The sequence below is a fragment of the Streptomyces narbonensis genome (genome assembly GCF_014649015.1).
Classification (GTDB): Bacteria; Actinomycetota; Actinomycetes; order Streptomycetales; family Streptomycetaceae; genus Streptomyces; species Streptomyces narbonensis.
In genome coordinates this window covers 44,518-63,792 of the sequence record NZ_BMSF01000027.1, presented here as the reverse complement: position 1 = coordinate 63,792, position 19,275 = coordinate 44,518, and the positions used below count along the sequence as shown (strand labels likewise).

The following is a 19,275-nucleotide window of genomic DNA, read 5'->3' as shown; positions in this document are numbered from 1 at the left end:
GAAGCGGTGCAGGAACCACAGACGGCGTTGCGCGAACGACAAGGGCAGTTGTTCCGGTCGGGGTTTTGCCACCAGGGGGATTTGTACTGGCTTGTTGTGGGTGAGTGAGGGTGCCAGTCCGGCGACTGTGGGGTTGTCGAATACGGCGCGGATGGGTACTTCGGTGCCGAGGACGGTTCGGATGCGTGAGGTCAGTCGGGTGGCGAGGAGGGAGTGGCCTCCGAGTGCGAAGAAGCTGTCGTCGATGCCGACCTGGTCGAGGCCCAGTACTTCGGCGAACAGTCCGGCGAGCATTTCCTCGGGGAGGTTCCGGGGAGCGCGGTAGGTGTCGCCGGTGAATGCGGGTTCGGGCAGGGCTCGTCGGTCGAGTTTCCCGTTCACGGTCAGTGGCAGTTCGTCGAGTACGACGACTGCGGCCGGCACCATGAACTCCGGCAGTCGGGAGGCGAGGAACCGCCGTAACTCCTGCCCGTCCGGGAGGATTCCGTCGATCCCGGCGGCGTAGGCGACCAGCTGTTTCCCGCCGACACCGTCACGGGCTACCACGACGGTCCGTGACACGCCGGGGTGTGAGCCGAGGACGGTTTCTATCTCGCCGGGCTCGACTCGGAATCCGCGGATCTTGACCTGGTCATCGGCCCGGCCCACGAAGACCAACTCGCCCTCGCGTGTCCACCGGACCAGGTCCCCGGTCCGGTACATCCGCGAACCGGCCACACCGAACGGATCCGCCACGAACCGGCCGGCCGTCAATCCCGAACGCCCGAGATAACCACGGGCCAACTGCACCCCGGACACATACAACTCACCCACCACACCCACCGGAACCAGACGCAGACCGGCATCCAGAACACGCGTGTGCATGTTCGGGATCGGAGTTCCGATCACACTGCCGTCCGTGGTCGCGTCGAGCGGACGGCAGGTGACGTGCACGGTCGTCTCGGTGATCCCGTACATGTTCACCAGCCGCGGCTTCCGGTCTCCGTGGCGTGCGTACCAGCCGCTGAGCGTCCGCGGATCGAGCGCCTCTCCACCGAAGATCACGAGCCGCAGCGCGAGGTCGTCCGGGAAATCCGCGTCCGTCTCGGCCAACTGCTGGAACGCCGACGGTGTCTGGTTGAGCACGGTGACGCCTTCGGCGGCCAGCAGCCGCCGAAAGTCCCGGGGGGAGCGGCTGGTCTGGTGGGACACGACGACGAGCCGTCCGCCGTGCAGCAGCGGGCCCCAGATCTCCCACACGGAGAAGTCGAACGACGGCGAGTGGAACAACGTCCAGACGTCATCCGGACCGAAGTGGAACGACGATTCGGTGGCGGCGAACAGGCGCGTCACGTTCGCGTGCGGAACGACAACGCCCTTGGGAGTCCCGGTTGACCCCGAGGTGTAGATGAGGTACGCGGGCTGGTCGCCGTGTCGCGGCGGGACCGCGACACCTCCGCCGCGTTCATCGGGCGAGATCCGAGGGTGCCCGGTCGCGGGCAGGTCGACGTCCGGTCGTGTGATCACCAGGACCGGGTCGGCGTCGTCGAGCATGAAGGCGATCCGGTCCGCCGGATATCCCGGGTCCACCGGTACGTAGGCCGCCCCCGTCTTCAGTACCGCCAGCACCGAGACCACGAGGTCGATCGACCGCGGCAACGCCACGGCCACGAACTGCTCCTCGCCCGCGCCCCTCGCGGCCAGCGCCTGTGCCAGGCCGCTCGCGCGCCGGTCCAGTTCCGCGTACGAGACGGTGGCGCCGTCGCACACCAGCGCCGTCGCATCGGGCGTCGCGCTCGCCCGCTCGGCGAACAACGACACGAGGGTGGCGTCCGGGACCGCTGTCGTCGTGTCCTCGCGCGCGGTCAGCCAGGACAGTTCCGCCGGGCTCAGGGTCTGGGTCACGTCCACCGGCGCGTGCGGGTCGGCCATCACCGACCGCAGGCATTCGATCAGACGGGAACACAGCGCCGCGAGGTCGTCCCGATCGTAGAGCGCTTCAGGGGCGTCGAACCGGATGCACAGGTCGCCCGTGGCACTGGTGCCGTCGACATAGACGGAGATCATCAGCTCGTCGGTGACACCGAACGAGCTGCCGGCGAGGCGTGCCGGGGTGCCGTCGAAATCGAGCGGTTCAAGGAACGGGATGAGGTTGAGAATTGCGCCGAACGGACTGCGTGGTTCGTGGCTGAAGCCGGCGTTACGCCGGATGCCGGATATCTGCAGCGACGAGTGGCGGTAGATGCCCCGGGCTTCGTCGGTGACCACCTCGGCCAGCTCTGCCAGCGATATTCCGGGCCGGAACGCGATCCGTATGGGCAGGACGTTCTGGACCATCCCCGGGGTCGCCCTCGTCTCGCCGAACCGGTTGTTCACGCTGAGCGAGAAGAGCGGTTCGGACTGTCGGCACATCCGCCGGAAGAACACCGCGACCGCGGCAGTCGTCAGCGATGTCATGGCGACACCCAGGGATTCCGCGACGTCCTGCCATTTCGCGTACTCCGCGGCGGGAACGCATGATTCGAAATCGCGCATCCGGATTCGTGCGGCAGTCGAGAGCCGGGGCGGTTCCAGTGCGGTGACGTCGGTCTTCGAGACGCCGTTCGGCAGCCGGACCACTTCGTCGGCACCCGCGAGGTAATCGCGCCAGAACGCCGCATCGGCGGCGGAGCGGGCCGAGCCGCGATATCGCCGGTCGGCCTGGTGGAAGGCTTCGGGCGCGGCGAAGGTACTCGGCGGGATCGGCAGGTCCTTGCGCAGTGCCGTGTAGATGTCGGCGATCCGCCGGGAGAGGAGGTTCATGATCCCGAAGCCGTCGGAGGTCAGGTGAGGGCACACCACCACCAGCTGCAGCCGGTCCTCGGCGAGGACGATCACCCCCGCGCGCAGCAGGAGATCCGACCCGAAATCGAAGGGCCGTCCCACCAGGTCCGAAACGATCTCGCCCGCGGCGGCGTGCGGATCGGCGCTTCCGGAGACGTCGATCGAGAACGGTTGCCAGTCGCCGATTTCCCGGAACACCTGCCTGAGGCCGCCGTCGTCGTCTTCGCGGAAGTTGACCAGCAGCGTGCGGGCATCCGCCACGGCCCCGCGAATCGCGGAGATGAGCTCCGAGCGGGACACCTCGCCGTCGATCTGCCACAAAGCCAAACCGTTGTTCGGCACGTCGGGCGATATGGCGTGTGCGAACCACATGCGTTCCTGGGCGGCCGAGAGGGCTAGCGATGACATTTCCACTCACCTCGATGTGTGCTTATGGAGCGTCGGACAGCACGACATCGCGTGTCGGCCGAGGACGCCGAAGCCTGCCGCCCGTCTCCGTCAGCGCTCGGCGGGAGGTCGCAACCGGGTTTCGGGTCGAAACGCCGGGCGGTGGTACGGGCGTCGCGTTCCCACAGCCGGAGTTCACCACGTGTCGGCCGGTCACACGATCGCTCTTTCCTGCTTCTTTCCGCCCGCGTTCCGGCATCGGTGCGGGCGCGTAGGGTTCCAGGTGGAGAAAACGAGCGCGACGCGGAGGCGGCGAGGAATTCCTCACCGCGCGGCAGGCCCCGCTTCCCGACGCCAGCGGCACATCAGGTCGGCGACCTCGCCGCGGCGGCCGCTCGGGTCGCTGCCGAAGGACTCCCGGACGCGTTCCCTGATCTCGGATGGTTGGTCCTGGCTGAGCTTGAACATCGCCTCCGTACGTCGGGCGTGGATGCGGAAGGCCCCGACCCCGGGCAGGATCTTGCGGAAGTAGTCCACCGACTCCGCCATGTCCCAGCCCGTGCCGAATTCGGCCTCGTAGGCACGTACGGTCGCCTGCACGACGGCCAGCGTGGGCTCGCTCCGGCCGAGTCGCTGCACCGGACCGCGAACGTGCACGGAGGTGAAGTTCCAGGTCGGCGCTGCGGGCGTGGTTTGGTAGGTGGTCGGGGAGACGTAGGAATGCGGCCCGGTGAACACCACGAGCGCCTCGCCCGCGTCCGCGGCCTCCCAATGCGGATTCGCGCGGTTCATGTGGCCGAGCAGGACGATCTCCGCCGCGCCGTCGGCTGTCGGATCGCCGGCTGTCGGATCGAGGATCACCGGCACGTGGGTGGCGTGCACACCAGGCCCCAGGGGGTCCGCGGTGACCAGCAGCGCCAGCGGGTTCGACCGGATCATGTCGACGGTCCAGCTCAGATCGGGCTGACGGTAGGCTGCGGGGACGAACATGTCCGCCCCTTCCGGGTCTCTCGACGTTCGATGAGTGTCGGCATGCATCACGAGCTGCGCGCCAGGCAGCGCAGCGCTTCCTTGTCGATCTTGCCCATCGCGGTGCGCGGCAGCTCGGCCAGCGTGACGATCCGATCAGGGATCTTGTACGTGGCGAGGCCGCGCTCGCGCAGATGGGTCTTGACGGCGGCTGACGGAACGTCGGTTCCCAGCAGGAGGAAGGCGTACGTCCGCTCACCCAGGGTGCGGTCCGGCACGCCGACGACGGCCGCGTCCCGCACCGCGGGATGGGCGCACAGATGGCGCTCCACCTCCTCCGGGGAGATCTTCTCGCCCGCCCGGTTGATGACGTCCTTGATCCTTCCGAGGATCACCAGGTTTCCGTCAGGACGTCGACAGGCCAGGTCGCCGGTCCGGTAGAACCCGTCGGACGTGAACGACCGCGCGTTCTGCTCCGGCGCCCGGTAGTACCCGTGGACGGTGCACGGCCCGCGCACCAGCAACTCGCCGGCCTCCCCGTCGGGCAGCGGCTTTCCGGACGGCCCCACCACCAGCATCACGTCGGCCTCGGAAAGCGGCCTGCCCTCGGTGTTCTCGATCACCTCCTCCGGGTCGTCCAGCCTGGTGTGGGCGAGGAACCCCTCGGTCGTGCCGAACCAGCGCGTCAGCCCGCACCCCAACACCTTGCGGGCCCGCGTCGCCAGGGCGGAGTCGAGCGGGGCACTGCCGACCTGCACCGCCAGCCGGGAGAGGTCGTGGTGATGCCGGCCGGAGTCGGCCCACAGCCGCAGTACAGCGGGCACGAGCGAGGTGACGGTGACCCCCTCCCGCTCGATCAGGGGAAACACCTCATCGGGCCGCACACTGGAGGTGAGCACGGCCTTACCGCCGAGCAGCAGGCTTCCCAGTACCCCCGGGCAGGTGAGGGCCGCCATGTGCGACACCGGGTTCACCGCGAGGTAGACCAGGTCCGAGCCCGCCCCCATCGCCCGGGCGGTCGCCCGCATGAGGTAGGCCAGTTCGTCATGGGTCCGCGGGATCAGCTTGGGCGGCCCCGTCGTCCCGCTGGACAGCAGGAACAGCGCCGGGTCGGACGGATTGACCGACGGCAGCTCCCGAGGGGGACCCTCGAGGGCGTCGAGAGCGACGAACTCCTGGGCGTCACCGCTGACGAGCACATGCCCGTCGAAGGGGACCTCGCGGGCGAGCCGCCGGAAGTCGAAGCCGCCGAACTCGTCCTTGACCGCGTACGCGACGGCGTCGCTGTGCGCGCCGACATGCGCCATCTCGACGCGCCGGTGCCCGGGCAGGGCCAGGACGGGAATGGCGCCGGCGCGCAGCAGCGCCAGGACGAGCACGACGAACTCCGGGATGTTCGGCATCTGCACCACGACACGGTCCAACGGCCTGATGCCCAACTCCAGCAGCCCGCACGTCAGCCGTTGCACCCTGTCCCACAGCTCGGCGTAGGTCAGTTCGCGTTCACCGCAGACGACGGCCACGCGGTCGGCGTGCAGCGCGCAGGATTCCTGGAACAGATCGCCGAGCGGGCGACCGAGCCAGTAGCCGGCCCGGTGGTACTCCTGGGCAAGTCCGTCGGGGCACGGGACGAAGCCATCGATCATGATCACTTCCCTCGTCGCCGGGACCGGTCGACGGCATCGCCCCGGTCCCTCCTCACCCGCATCGTTGCTGCGCCGTGCCCCGCGCAGGCTGATCTCTTGCCGAGATCTTTCCCGAGCTGCCAGGACGCGACGTACGCCTGGAACCTGGGACGGTGAAGATACTCCGCCCACTGTGGCCGCGCCCGGCGGACGCAGGGCCGACCATCGACAGGAGCGTCCCTTGACCGATGTCACCGCTACGGTCCACAGCGGCACCGTCGTCGACATGCTGCGGGCCAACGCGGTTCGCGATCCGGACGCGGTCGCCTTCACCCACCTGACGTTCCCGGTCGGCGGACCCGAGCACGGGCAGCGCGTCTCGCTCAGCCGTGCCGAATTGGACGGCCTGTGCCGCGCGCTGGCCGACGTGCTGGGCGCGCACGAACTCGCCCGCCACCGCGTGCTGATACTCGCCCCGCCGGGCCTGGACTTCATCGTGGGTCTGTTCGGCACGCTCTACGCCGGCGCGGTCGTCGTGACCTGCCCGCCACCCGTGAGCGACGAGAGCGATCCGCGCACCGAGCGGGCGGTCCAGATCGCGTCCGACGCGCAGGTGTCGGCGGTGGTGACGACCCGCGAGGTTCGGGACCGGCTCGGGGAGCTGCGCCGCCGGTTCGGCGACGTGCCGTGGATCGCGGTGGACGACGTGGAACCTTCGGCGATCGGGCCACTCGCCCTCCCTGCCATCGACCGGAGCGATCTGGCCCTGCTGCAGTACACCTCCGGGGCCACCGGAGGGCCGAAGGGTGTGATGATCAGCCACGACAATCTGGTGCACCAGCTGCCGCAGGCGGCGACGATCTTCCAACTCCCGCCCGGCAGCAACGTGGTCAGCTGGATATCGCCCTACCATGCGCTCGGAATCGTCGTGCACCTCATGCTGTCGCAGTATCTCGGCGGCCAGGCGGTGTTCCTGGCGCCGGAGGACTTCGTCGGACACCCCCTGCGCTGGTTGCGCGCCATCTCCGACACGCCGGGGCCGGTGCTGTCCTGCGCGCCGAACTTCGCCTTCGGCCTCTGCACCGATCAGGTCGGCGAGGAGGAGCGTGCGGGGCTCGACCTGTCCGGCTGGCGCACCACCCTCAACACCGCCGAGCGCGTCCAGGCGCACGGCATGGCCCGGTTCATCGAGGCCTACCAGCCGCACGGCTTCCGGACGGCTGCCATGTGCCCCGGCTTCGGCATGACCGAGGCCATGGTGCTGACCGGGCAGCGCCGGGGCCGGCCGCTCGTGCTGGACGTGGACGCGGCCGAGCTGGAACGGGGCAGAGCGGTGGTACTCGGCGAGCCGGACGCGGCCCCGGTAGCAGCCGCCGCCGAGGGCGAACGCAGGCTGCGCCTGGTCGGGGTCGGTCAGCCAGGTCCGTACTCCGAAGTGATCGTGGTCGACCCGGAGAGCAGGCGGCGGCTGGGCGAGCACGAGATCGGCGAGGTGTGGATCCGCGGCCCGGTCGTGTGCCAGGGCTATTGGAAGCGTGCGGAGCTGACCGAGGAGACGTTCGGCGCGCGGCTGTCCGACGGCGAGGGTCCGTATCTCCGTTCCGGCGACATGGCCTTCCTGCACAACGGCGAGCTGGTGCTGTGCGGCAGGCGCAAGGAGATGATCATTGTGCGGGGCCGCAACTTCTACCCCCACGACATCGAGTCGGCCGGCGAGCGGGCACACCCAGCGCTTCGAGGCGCGCCCGCGGCGGCGTTCTCCGTGGACCGCGACGCCGGCGAGGAGCTGGTCCTCGTACAGTCCGTGCCGGACACGGACGCGCTCCCCATTCCGCTGCCGGAGTTGGCCCGGCGTATCCGCTCCGCGGTGACCGCGGAGCACGAGGTGGACGTGCACCACCTGGTTCTGGTGTCGCCTGCTCAGATCCCCAAGACGATCAGCGGCAAGATCCAACGCGGCGAGTGCCGACGCCGCTATCTTGCCGACGAGCTCGAGACACTGCTCGAACCGCTCCAGGTTGGTCCGCCGTCCGCGTCCGCGTCCGTACCGGATCGGCGGGCGAACCGTCGACCCGCCGGTGGGAGCGCCGCCCTGCCCGGTCTGCTCGCGGCCCTGGACCCGTCCCTGCGGGCGGGAGTGATATCGGCCGAACTGCGTCGACGCCTCGGCGATGTGTTCGACGTTCCCGCCGACGAGGTTCCCACCGCCGTGCCGCTGGTCGCCCAGGGGCTCGAATCGATACGCGCCATGGAACTGCGCGCCATGCTGGAACGGGACCTTCAGGTGGATCTTCCGCTGGCCACCTTCCTCCGTTCGTCCGTGGAGGAGCTCACCGAGCTGATGGTCCACCGGCTCGACGCTCGGCAGGCGTCGTCGGAGTCCGAGACTTTCCACGCCGACCCGGAGCATCGGTTCGAGCCCTTTCGACTCACCGGTCTCCAGCAGGCCTACCTCGTCGGCAGGCACGCCGGCGACGAACGGGGCGATGTCGCGACCCACCTCTACCTGGAGATCGAGGCGGGCGACCTGGACCTGCGCCGGTTGAAGACAGCGCTGACCGCGCTGGTCTCCCGGCACGACATGTTGCGCGCGGTGGTGGCGGAGGACGGCACCCAGTGGGTGCTCCCGGAAGCCGATGCCACACCGGTCCCGTTCTCGGTCACCGACTGCTCCGCGGAGTCCGGCGCGCGGACCGCCGCCGCCGTACGCGAGGAGATGTCCCACGAGATCAGGCCGATCGGTCAGTGGCCGATGTGGGAAGTGCGGGCGCTGATCCTGCCGGGCGACCGGATCCGCCTGGCCATCAGCATCGACTTGCTGATCGCCGACGTGGCCAGCATCAGGCTCTTCTTCGACGACTGGCGGCGGCTGTACGCCGGTGAGCGGCTCCCACCGCTGCGGACCACCTTTCGGGACTGTGTCAACGCCCATGCCGTCGATCCGGAAGATCCGGAGTATGTCGCCGCCCGTGACTACTGGCTGCGACGGGTGCCCGAACTTCCCGAGGGGCCACGGCTGCCGTGGCGGCGCGGGGCGACCGCGCCCGCACGGTGGAGCAGAAGGGCTCACCGGCTGCCGGCCCGGTCCTGGTCACGCATCAGGCAACTGGCGCGACAGCACGAGCTCACCCCGACGTCGGTGTTGCTCGCGGCCTTCGCGACCGTGCTCGGGCGCTGGTCCACGAGCGACCGATTCCTGCTGAACCTGCCGCTGTTCAGCCGGCGCCCGGTGCATCCGGACGTCGATGCTCTGATCGGCGACTTCACCAGCGTGGTCCTGCTCGAAGTGGACCTCCGCGGCCGCCCCGGCATCGCCGAACTGGCCGACCGGTTGCACCGGCAGCTGTGGCGCGACCTGGAACACCGCTCGTTCGACGGGGTGGCGGTACAGCGGGAGCTGGCCGGAGCGCGCTCGGCCACGGGTGTCCCGCACTGCCCGGTGGTCTTCGCCAGCGCCCGCGACCAGGGCTGGGACCAGCAGGGTCGGGACACCGGAACGTTGGGCCAGAACTGGCTCGGCCGGACCACGTTGAGCATTTCGCAGACCCCGCAGGTGCTTCTGGACCATCAGGTGTACGAGAACGCCGGGGCGTTGGAGTTCAACTGGGACTCGCCGGGCGACGCGTTCCTGCCCGGCGTGCGGGACGAGATGTTCGACGCCTACTGCGGCTTGCTCGACGGTCTGGTCGACGCCGGGGCGTGGTCGGGCGGCGCGGATGCCCGCGGTGCCGGCCTGGACGAGTTCGTGGCCCGGGTGGACGCGACGGACGGTGCGGTGACTCCGTCGGCGTCGTTGGCCGACGGGGTGATGGGCTGGGCCGAGCGCGAGCCGGACCGGGTGGCGGTGGTGACGGCCGACGGCGACCTGTTGCGGTACGGGGATCTGGGGTGGTGGGCGTCCGGGGTCGCGGAAACCCTCCTGGACTCGGACGCCGACCCGGGCGCGTTGATCGCGGTGGGGATGTCGAAGTCGGCACAGCAGGTGGTGGCTGTGCTGGGCGTCCATCTGGCAGGCCGCGCCTATCTGCCGGTGGATGTGGATCTGCCTCCGCGGCGGCGTGCCGAACTGCTGGCGGCGGCGGGCTGTTCAGTGGTCCTCGTCCGCGCGGGCGACGACCACCGACAGTGGCCTGACACGGTTCGGGTCGTGGAAGTGGAGGACTGCCGGGACAGGGCCCGACGGCTCGCCACATCGCCGGCGAAGGCCACGGATGTGGCGTACGTGCTCTTCACCTCCGGCTCCACCGGTGCGCCCAAGGGCGTGGCGGTCTCGCATCAGGCCGCGCTGGGCACGTGTACGGACGTCTGCGACCGCTTCGGGATCGGGGCCGACGACACGGTGCTGGGTCTGTCGTCGCTGAGCTTCGACCTGAGCGTGTTCGATGTGTTCGGGGTGTTGGGGGCGGGCGGCCGGCTGGTGCTGCCGCGTCCCGGCTCGCAGCGGGATCCGGAACACTGGCTGGAAATGTCGGCCGAGCATGCGGTGACGGTGTGGAACAGTGTGCCCGCGGTCGCGGAGATGGTCGTCACTCAGCTGGGTGCCGGCGGTCGGCGGGCCACTGCGCTGGCCGGTGTCCGGGTGGCGTTGTGGTCCGGTGACTGGATCCCCGTCGGCCTGCCCGACCGCTGGCGCGCGTGGTCGCCCGGGTGCCGGCTGATCTCGCTGGGCGGGGCCACCGAGGCCGCCATCTGGTCCGTCTTTTACGAGATCGGCGAGGTCGACCCCGCGTGGGACTCCATCCCGTACGGCCGGCCGCTGACGAATCAGCGTGTCCATGTCCTCGACGACCGGTTGGAGAACTGCCCGGTCTGGGTGGTGGGCGAGCTGTACATCGGCGGCCTGGGGCTGGCCGAGGGGTACTGGGACGACCCGGTGCGCACTGCGGAGCGGTTCATCATCCACCCCGTGTCCGGAGAGCGGCTCTATCGCACCGGGGATCTGGGCCGGTGGCGGCCGGACGGCACGATCGAGTTCCTGGGACGGACGGACGGTCAGGTCAAGATCGGTGGTTTCCGGATCGAGCTCGGCGAGATCGACGCCACGCTCGGCCGGCACCCGGCGATCGCGAGGGCCGTCACCACGGCCACGGGGACCCGCTACCACCCGCACCTCACCACGTTCGTCGTTCCGGACCGTGTGCGACGGCCGGCCCCGGCTGAGGAAGCCGGTGGCGAGGGTGCCGAGTACGAGAGCCTGCTCGGCGCCGTGATCACCGATGCCGCCGACCGCGCGGCCGTCACCGCGGCCCAGCGTGGCCGGCGTGCCGACCTGACCTCGCCGGCGGTCGGACTGCCCGACTTCCATGACCCGGAGCGGACCGACCGCCGGTGGAACCGGCGGCGCAGCCATCGGCGGTTCGCGGCGACCGAGGTTCCGTTGGCCGAACTCGCCCGGCTGCTCCACTGCTTGCGGGCCGTCGGCGCCGAACACCGCCCGGTGCCGAAGTACCGGTACGGTTCGGCCGGATCGCTGTACCCGGTGCGGACCTATGTCTACGTCCGCCCCGGGCGAGTCGACGGGCTGCCCGGCGGCTCCTACTACTACGACCCGATGACACACCGGCTGTGCACCTTGGGTAGTGGTGTCGAGTTGCCGGCGTCCGTACACCTCTCGATGAACCAGGACGCCTTCTCCTCGGCAGCGTTCCACCTGTTTCTCGTCGGCCCGATGGCCGAGGTCGAGCCGATGTACGGGCGGCGCGCCCACGACTTCTGCCTCATCGAGGCGGGCGCGATGAGTCAGCTGCTGGCCGAGTCGGCCACCGAGGGCCCGCTGGGGCTGTGCCAGATCGGACTGCTGCGGGACGAGCAGCCTTTACGCGCGCTCTTCAGCCTGGGCGAGGACGAAGTGCTGCTGCACGGCCTGCTCGGCGGAGTGGCGCTTCCAGAACCGGGCGAGGCCATGGGCGTCGGCGTCGGCGTCCCGTCGGCTCGGGGGGCGGGGCCGGCCGGTCTGGCCGGCCAGGTGCGCGAACTCGCGGTGAACGCGCTGCCCGCGCACATGGTGCCGAGCAGGATCCGCGTGATCGACGAACTGCCGTTGACCGACCAGGGCAAAGTGGACCGTCGCCGTCTTGAGGAACTGGCCGGCGAACCCGAGACCGGCGTCGAGGCCGTCGAACCGGGATCCGATACGGAGGCGCGGGTCGCGGCGATCGTCGCCGAGACGCTCGGGCTTGACCGCGCCGGAGTCACGGAGAATCTCTTCGGCCTCGGGGCTGACTCCGTGCAGCTCATCGCCATCCGGCAGCGGCTGTCCACGGCGTTCGGCCATGAGCTGCCTCTGGTTCGGCTGTTCGAAAACGCCTCGATCCGTACGGTGGCCGCCGCACTTGAGGCCGCACCCCGGGTCCCGCCGCACTAGGACCTGTCGTCACATTCCCGTCTGCCCCGCGGCGTCTGGCACGCACCAGACGCCGCGGGGCCGCCCTTCGGGCGACGACGGGAATGTGACGACACCCCCTAGGTTCTGTTCCCGGTAGGACGAGTTCACCTGCTCCTGCTGCGGCCGGGCTTCGAGCAGGGCGCGAAACGGCTGTCCAGGCCGCGCCCTGCGCTCGCCGCCCGCACCCTCGACACCCCCTGGCCCAGGCGCGGTGGCTCGGACCTCCTCCCTGGCGATCACCCTCGGTTACTATGCTCACTTCATGTCGGAGGCCGGCAGCGAGGGGCGCGGCACCATCGGCGGTCTACTCGGGGAGCGGGGATCCCGGCTCGCCGGCCGAACTCCCCAGGTTCTCCCCAGCGCCGTTGACCGGCGATTCCTGCCTCTACGCCCCGGAGAAGTCGTCCGTGGATCATAAGATGGAAAAGATGGGTGGCCTGGGAAAGTGTTGGAAGAAGTCGTAGCGACCCGCTATGTCACGCCCTTGCGTGAGGGCGGCTCGCTCCCCGGGATCGTCGAGGCCGACGACCTCGGCACCTACGTCATGAAGTTCACGGGCGCGGGCCAGGGTCGCAAGACCCTCGTCGCCGAGGTCGTCTGCGGACAGCTCGCGCGCAGGCTCGGGCTGCGCGTGCCCGAGCTCGTCGCCATCCAGCTCGACCCGGTCATCGGTCTCTCCGAGCCCGACCAGGAGGTCCAGGAGCTGCTCAAGGCGAGCGGCGGCCTCAACCTGGGCATGGACTTCCTCCCCGGCTCGCTGGGCTTCGACCCGCTGGCGTACGAGGTCGACCCCAAGGAGGCCGGCAAGGTCGTCTGGTTCGACGCCGTGATCAACAACGTCGACCGGTCCTGGCGGAACCCGAACATGCTGGTGTGGCACGGCGATCTGTGGCTCATCGACCACGGCGCCACCATGATCTGGCACCACAACTGGCCGGGCGCGCAGGCCTCCGCGGCCAAGCCCTACGACGCCTCCGACCACGCGCTCGCGCCCTTCGCGCCGGACGTCGCCGCCGCGGCCGCCGAACTGGCGCCGCTCGTCACCCGCGAGCTGCTCGAAGCGGTCGCCGCCGACGTACCCGACGAGTGGCTCGTCGAAGAGCCCGGCTTCTCCGGCACCGACGAGGTGCGCGCCGCCTATGTCGAGGCCCTCCTGCCCCGCGCCGCCACCATCCACGAGCGGATCACGCTCGGCCCCCGCACCGAGAACCGCCCCCAGCAGCCGCCCGGCTGGCTGGCCGAGCGCCTCGCGCCCCGGACGCACTCCACCGAGAAGGACAGCACCACGTGACCCAGCGCGATGTATTCGAGTACGCGCTGCTGCGCGTGGTGCCGCGGGTCGAGCGCGGCGAGTGCTTCAACGCGGGCGTGGTCGTCTACTGCCGCGCCCGGTCCTACGTCGCCGCCCGCACCCACCTGGACGAGGCCAAGCTGGCGGTCCTCGACCCGGCGGCGGACGTCACGGGCGTCCGGGCCGCGCTGCGCGCCGTGGAAGGGGTCTGCCTGGGCGGCGACGACGCCGGGCAGGCCGCGCGAGACGACGCGGGCCGGCGCTTCCGCTGGCTGATCGCGCCGCGCTCCACGGTCGTGCAGCCGGGTCCCGTGCACACGGGCCTCACCGCCGACCCGGAGGCCGAGGTGGAGCGCCTCCTCGATCTGCTGGTGCGCTGAGCCGACGGCGGGAGGTGTCCGTCGCCGTTCCGCCACGGGGCGTGACCTGGGGCACCCGGTGGGCCGTTGACACCGGGTGCCATCGCTTCTAGCGTCTCGTTCTGCGGACGATACTAAGCGGTCGCTCATGTGCGGGACGCCTGAGCGGCGCGCTCGGTCCGTCCGCGGTCAAGGGATGATCCAAGGGCGAGGAGAACCAAGCATGTCCACCACCGAGCAGCGCGTAGCCGTCGTCACGGGTGCCGCACGAGGCATCGGCGCCGCCACCGCGCTCCGCCTCGCGGCCGAGGGCCGCGCCGTCGCCGTACTCGACCTCGACGAGGCGGCCTGCAAGGACACGGTCGAGAAGATCACCGCCGCGGGCGGCACCGCCCTCGCGGTCGGCTGCGACGTCTCCGACGGCGCCCAGGTGGAGGCCGCCGTCGCGCGGATCGCCGCCGAGCTCGGCGCGCCGACGATCCTCGTCAACAACGCCGGCGTGCTCCGCGACAACCTCCTCTTCAAGATGTCGGAGTCCGACTGGGACCTCGTCATGAACGTGCACCTCAAGGGTGCCTTCCTGATGTCGAAGGCCTGTCAGAAGCACATGGTGGACGCGGGGTTCGGCCGGATCGTCTCGCTCTCCTCCTCCTCGGCGCTCGGCAACCGCGGCCAGGCCAACTACTCGGCCGTCAAGGCCGGTCTGCAGGGCCTCACCAAGACGCTCGCCAAGGAGCTCGGCAAGTTCGGCATCACCGCCAACGCCGTCGCCCCCGGCTTCATCGTCACCGAGATGACCGCGCAGACCGCCGAGCGCGTCGGCATGGGCTTCGAGGACTTCCAGGCCGCCGCCGCCTCCATGATCCCGGTCCAGCGGGTCGGCCGCCCCGAGGACGTCGCGAACGCGATCGCCTTCTTCGCGGGCGACGACGCCGGCTTCGTCTCCGGCCAGGTCATGTACGTGGCCGGCGGCCCGCTCAACTGATCAGTCGGACCCAGCGAGAGGAAGCGGTCATGACCGCGAACGAACAGCCGGAGCTCTCCGGCAAGGTCGCCCTGGTCACCGGCGCGAGCCGGGGCATCGGCTACGGCATCGCCGAGGCGCTCGTCGCCCGCGGCGACCGGGTCGTCATCACAGGGCGTGGCGAGGAGGCCCTCAAGGAGGCCGTGGACCGGCTCGGCGCGGACCGGGTCATCGGTGTCCCCGGCAAGGCCCACGACCTGGACCACCAGGCCGCGGCCGTGGAGGCGGCCATGGACGGGTTCGGCCGACTGGACTTCCTGGTCAACAACGCCGGCACGAACCCGGTCTTCGGCCCCATCGCCGATCTGGATCTCGGGGTGGCCCGCAAGGTCTTCGAGACCAATGTGATCTCCGCGCTCGGTTTCGCCCAGCGGAGCTGGCACGCCTGGCAGAAGGATCACGGCGGTGCGATCGTGAACATCGCCTCGATCGCCGGCGTGTCCGCCTCTCCCTTCATCGGTGCGTACGGCATGAGCAAAGCCGCGATGGTGAATCTGACCCTCCAGCTCGCCCATGAATTCGCGCCTCTGGTGCGGGTCAACGCCATCGCCCCCGCCGTCGTGAAGACGAAGTTCGCGCAGGCGCTGTACGAGGGCCGTGAGGCGGAGGCGGCCGCCTCCTACCCGCTCGGCCGGCTCGGCGTCCCCGCGGACATCGGAGGCGCCGCCGCCTTCCTGACCTCGCCGCAGTCGGAGTGGATCACCGGCCAGACGCTCGTCGTGGACGGTGGGATTTTCCTGAACGCCGGAGTCGGCTGACCGATATCCGGACACTTTCCGGATTTCGTGTCCGGATTGGACCCGGTTAAACGTCGAATGACGCAAGTGCCCCGTCAGACTCGAACATTGACCTGACGGGGTGCTGCGGTATCGTCGGCCGACCCGTGGCTGAACGAGGAGCGTGCACGTGTTCAACCGGACCAGTCTGCAGGCCGCTGCAGCCCTTGCGTCCATATCCCTGGTGTCCGGATGCGGTGTGTTTTCGGACAGCGAATCCGCCGGGGATCAGAGAATCGTCATCGGTACGACGAGTTCTCCCACCACGCTTGATCCGGCTGCGGCCTGGGACAATTCCTGGGAGCTCTTCCGGAATGTGTTCCAGACCCTGGTGAGCTTCCCGACCGGCAGTACGACGCCGCAGTCGGACGCCGCCGACTGCAAGTTCACCGACACGTCGAGCCGGGTCTTCGAGTGCAAACTCCTGGACGGACTGAAGTTCTCGAACGGTCACAATCTGGACGCCGAGGCCGTGCGGTACTCGATCGAGCGCATCCGCACGATCAACCACAAGGGCGGCCCCAACGGAATGCTCGGCTCGCTCGACAAGATCGAGACCGTCGGCGACCGCACGATCGTCTTCCGCCTGAACAAGCCGGACGCCACCTTCCCCTTCGTCCTCGCGACCCCCGCGATGTCGCTCGTGGACCCCGCCGAGTACCCGGCGGACAAGCTGCGCACGGACGGCAAGCTCGTCGGCTCCGGCCCGTACGTCCTCGACGCGTACGAGGAGCGCAAGACGGCCGAGCTGACCAAGAACCAGAGCTACAAGGGCTTCGCCGCCCGCAAGAACGGCGGCGTGACCATCAAGTACTACGACCGGTCCGACGACATGGTCGCCGCGCTCCGCAAGGACGAGATCGACGCCACCTACCGCGGTCTCACCGCCGAGGAGGTCGTCGGCCTCCAGGACGACAAGCCCGAGAACAAGGGCCTCCAGCTCGTCGAGTCGACCGGCGCCGACATCCGCTACCTGGTCTTCAACACCCAGGACCCGACCGTCGCCAAGCTCGCCGTCCGCAAGGCCATCGCCCAGATCGTCGACCGCGACGAACTGGTCAACAAGGTCTACCAGGGCACCGCCGAGCCCCTGTACTCCATGGTGCCCAAGGGCATCGGCGCTCACACCACCAAGTTCTTCGACCGCTTCGGCACGCCGAGCAACAAGAAAGCCAAGAAGATCCTCCGCGACGCGGGCATCACCGAGCCGGTCGAGCTGACCTTCTGGTACACGACGGACCGGTACGGCTCCTCGACGGGCGCCGAGTTCGCGGAGCTCAAGCGCCAGCTGGACTCGTCCGGCCTCTTCACCGTCACCCTGAACGGCAAGCCCTGGAAGGAGTTCCAGGCGGGCTACCAGAAGGGCGAGTACCCGGTCTTCGGGCGTGGCTGGTTCCCCGACTTCCCGGACCCGGACAACTTCGTGGCGCCCTTCATCGGCGAGGAGAACGTCCTCGGTACGCCGTACGTGAGCCCCAAGATCACCGGCGAGCTCCTCCCGAAGTCCCGCCGCGAGAGCGACCGCGGGACCGTGACGGACGAGTTCGTCGAGGCCCAGGAGATCATGGTCCAGGACGTCCGGCTGCTGCCCCTGTGGCAGGGCAAGCTGTACATCGCGGCAGGCGAGGACATCGGCGGCGGCGAGCGCGCCCTCGACCCGCAGACGGTCATGCAGCTGTGGGAGCTGCACCGCCGCGCCAGCTGGTAGAAGTCCGGGAGCCAGAGGTCGACATACCTGCCGGGGGCCACTGTCAGTGGCCCCCGGTAGGTTTTCGGGCGTAGACAGGAACGTCCACCGGAGGTTGTTGACCGTGACCGACACCAGCATGCTGCCCGAGTCCTGGCGGGGAGTCCTCGGCGAGGAGCTGCAGAAGCCGTACTTCGCCCAGCTCACCGAGTTCGTCGAGGAGGAGCGCGCGAAGGGACCGGTCTTCCCGCCGAAGGACGAGGTCTTCGCCGCCCTCGACGCCACCCCGTACGACAAGGTGAAGGTCCTGATCCTGGGCCAGGACCCCTACCACGGCGAGGGCCAGGGACACGGTCTCTGCTTCTCCGTCCGCCCCGGCGTGAAGACCCCGCCCTCCCTGCGGAACATCTACAAGGAGATGCAGGCCGAGCTCGGCCACCCGATCCCGGACAACGGCTATCTGATGCCGTGGGCCGAGCAGGGCGTCCTGCTGCTCAACGCCGTGCTGACGGTCCGCTCCGGCGAGGCGAACTCGCACAAGGGCAAGGGCTGGGAGAAGTTCACCGACGCCGTGATCACCGCCGTCGCCTCGCGACCCGACCCCGCCGTCTTCGTCCTCTGGGGCAACTACGCCCAGAAGAAGCTGCCGCTCATCGACGAGGAGCGGCACGTGGTGGTCAAGGGCGCCCACCCCTCGCCGCTCTCCGCGAAGAAGTTCTTCGGATCGCAGCCCTTCACCCAGATCGACGCGGCCGTCGCGGCCCAGGGACACGAGCCGATCGACTGGCGCGTTCCCGACCTCGGCTGAGCCTCGGCCGGATCGGGGCCGGGTGCGGCTAGCGTCGGCTCTCCCATGGGGCGAAACGGGCGGAGGTCGGCGTGACGGAACAGCAGCAGGCGGCGGACGACGGGGTCATGACCAGGATCGGGCAGGCCATGATGCTGCTCCACGGCGGCGACCGCGAGGAGGCCCGCAACCGCTTCGGGGTGCTGTGGCAGCAGATCGGCCCCGACGGGGACCCGCTGCACCGCTGCACCCTCGCCCACTACATGGCGGACGCCCAGGACGATCCCGACACCGAACTGGCCTGGGACCTCCGGGCGCTCAGTGCGGCCGAGGGGCTCGCGGAGGAGCGGCTCGCCGCGCACGGCTCGGCCGTGGCGCTGCGCGCGCTGTACCCGTCGCTCCACCTCAACCTCGCCGCCGACTACGTCAAGCTCCAGCAGCCGGACGCCGCGCGGGTCCACCTGGACCGGGCTCGCGCGGCGTCCGACACGCTCGATGACGACGGCTACGGAAACGGGGTCCGGGCCGCGATCGAGCGCCTGGAGCTGCGGCTCAGGGCCATGTGACGAGGCCGAGGAGTCCGAGGCGGGCGGGGCGGCGGCTCACCGGCCGTACGTGCCGTGGCAGATCCTGGCCTGGTCGCTGCGGGGCTCCCAGCCTCCGTACCGCTCGCCCAGGTCGCAGACCTCCGCCCGGGAGCGCGGGGGTTCCTTCGGCAGGTCCTTGAGCTCTCTGAGCTCCTTCAGGTCCGGTACGGCGGGCCGGGGCATCGGGTCCGGGACCTCGCGGTGCCAGGGCGTGGGAGCGGTGCGCGGCGCCGGCGGTTGTGGCGCGGCCGTCGTCCGCCGGTGCTGCTCGGGTGCGGGGGCGGGTGCGGGTGTCGCGCGGGGGGCGGCGGACGGCGGGGGCGCGGCGGGGGGCGGGGGAGCGGGGAGCGCCGCTTCGAGTGCCTCGCGGGCCGGTCCCTCGACGATCTGCGGCGCCACTTCCCGGGCGGGGAGGACGGAGCTCTCCGCGGCGGGCGCGGGGGAGGGCGCCGGTGGCGGCGCGTCCACCGAGGCGCAGCCCGCCAGGGCGGCGACCGCCGCCCCGACCAGGATCTTCGCTGTGGTTCGGGTTCCATGCACCGCGCCACTCTGCTGGTCCGGCGGTGATCTTCGCGCCCCTACCGGCCGGGAATGCC

12 protein-coding genes are annotated in these 19,275 nt (G+C 70.0%); 8 read left to right on the top strand and 4 right to left on the bottom strand.

Annotated features, from left to right (window positions below; translation table 11 throughout):
* The 3 genes from IE124_RS32355 to IE124_RS32345 form a co-directional block, all read right to left on the bottom strand.
* The coding region (locus IE124_RS32355; RefSeq protein WP_268246769.1) for a non-ribosomal peptide synthetase at positions 1-3,210 on the bottom strand (3,210 nt) is incomplete at its 3' end.
* Between the two features lie 303 nt (positions 3,211-3,513).
* A complete protein-coding gene (locus IE124_RS32350; protein ID WP_189513292.1) occupies positions 3,514-4,179 on the bottom strand; it encodes an FMN-binding negative transcriptional regulator in 666 nt (221 codons plus the stop codon).
* Positions 4,180-4,226: 47 nt separating this feature from the next.
* Positions 4,227-5,804, bottom strand: a complete 1,578-nt coding sequence (locus IE124_RS32345) for a (2,3-dihydroxybenzoyl)adenylate synthase (protein WP_189513290.1) — start codon at positions 5,802-5,804, stop codon at positions 4,227-4,229.
* Positions 5,805-6,024: 220 nt separating this feature from the next.
* On the opposite strand from IE124_RS32345, the gene IE124_RS32340 reads away from it, so the two are divergent.
* The 8 genes from IE124_RS32340 (at position 6,025) to IE124_RS32305 (ending at position 18,658) form a co-directional block, all read left to right on the top strand.
* A complete protein-coding gene (locus IE124_RS32340; protein ID WP_189513288.1) occupies positions 6,025-12,147 on the top strand; it encodes a non-ribosomal peptide synthetase in 6,123 nt (2,040 codons plus the stop codon).
* Positions 12,148-12,613: 466 nt separating this feature from the next.
* On the top strand, positions 12,614-13,459 hold the full coding sequence (locus tag IE124_RS32335; protein WP_189513286.1) for a HipA family kinase: 846 nt from the start codon (positions 12,614-12,616) through the stop codon (positions 13,457-13,459).
* Entirely contained in the window at positions 13,456-13,839 is a 384-nt protein-coding gene (locus tag IE124_RS32330) for a DUF3037 domain-containing protein (RefSeq protein WP_189513283.1), read from the top strand. Before IE124_RS32335 ends, IE124_RS32330 begins: the two co-directional genes overlap by 4 nt.
* Positions 13,840-14,041: 202 nt before the next feature.
* A complete protein-coding gene (gene fabG / locus IE124_RS32325; RefSeq protein WP_189513281.1) occupies positions 14,042-14,803 on the top strand; it encodes a 3-oxoacyl-ACP reductase FabG in 762 nt (253 codons plus the stop codon).
* A gap of 29 nt (positions 14,804-14,832) precedes the next feature.
* Positions 14,833-15,600 carry an SDR family oxidoreductase gene (locus IE124_RS32320; protein ID WP_189513279.1) on the top strand — a complete coding sequence of 256 codons (768 nt, stop codon included), beginning with the start codon at positions 14,833-14,835 and terminating at the stop codon, positions 15,598-15,600.
* A 148-nt stretch (positions 15,601-15,748) separates the two neighbouring features.
* A complete protein-coding gene (locus IE124_RS32315; protein WP_189513277.1) occupies positions 15,749-17,326 on the top strand; it encodes an ABC transporter substrate-binding protein in 1,578 nt (525 codons plus the stop codon).
* A 103-nt stretch (positions 17,327-17,429) separates the two neighbouring features.
* Positions 17,430-18,113 carry a uracil-DNA glycosylase gene (ung, locus tag IE124_RS32310; protein ID WP_189513275.1) on the top strand — a complete coding sequence of 228 codons (684 nt, stop codon included), beginning with the start codon at positions 17,430-17,432 and terminating at the stop codon, positions 18,111-18,113.
* Between the two features lie 71 nt (positions 18,114-18,184).
* Positions 18,185-18,658: a tetratricopeptide repeat protein gene (locus IE124_RS32305; RefSeq protein WP_189513273.1), complete on the top strand. Its 474-nt coding sequence runs from the start codon at positions 18,185-18,187 to the stop codon at positions 18,656-18,658.
* Positions 18,659-18,694: 36 nt separating this feature from the next.
* On the opposite strand, the gene IE124_RS32300 is transcribed toward IE124_RS32305, so the two are convergent.
* Positions 18,695-19,219: a hypothetical protein gene (locus tag IE124_RS32300; RefSeq protein WP_189513271.1), complete on the bottom strand. Its 525-nt coding sequence runs from the start codon at positions 19,217-19,219 to the stop codon at positions 18,695-18,697.
* Positions 19,220-19,275: the final 56 nt, after the last annotated feature.

Bases quoted from the DNA above. Each gene is read 5' to 3' on its own strand.
- IE124_RS32345 (WP_189513290.1), bottom strand. From the start codon at position 5,804: ATGATCGATGGCTTCGTCCCGTGCCCCGACGGACTTGCCCAGGAGTAC.
- fabG (WP_189513281.1), top strand. From the start codon at position 14,042: ATGTCCACCACCGAGCAGCGCGTAGCCGTCGTCACGGGTGCCGCACGA.
- IE124_RS32320 (WP_189513279.1), top strand. From the start codon at position 14,833: ATGACCGCGAACGAACAGCCGGAGCTCTCCGGCAAGGTCGCCCTGGTC.
- IE124_RS32350 (WP_189513292.1), bottom strand. From the start codon at position 4,179: ATGTTCGTCCCCGCAGCCTACCGTCAGCCCGATCTGAGCTGGACCGTC.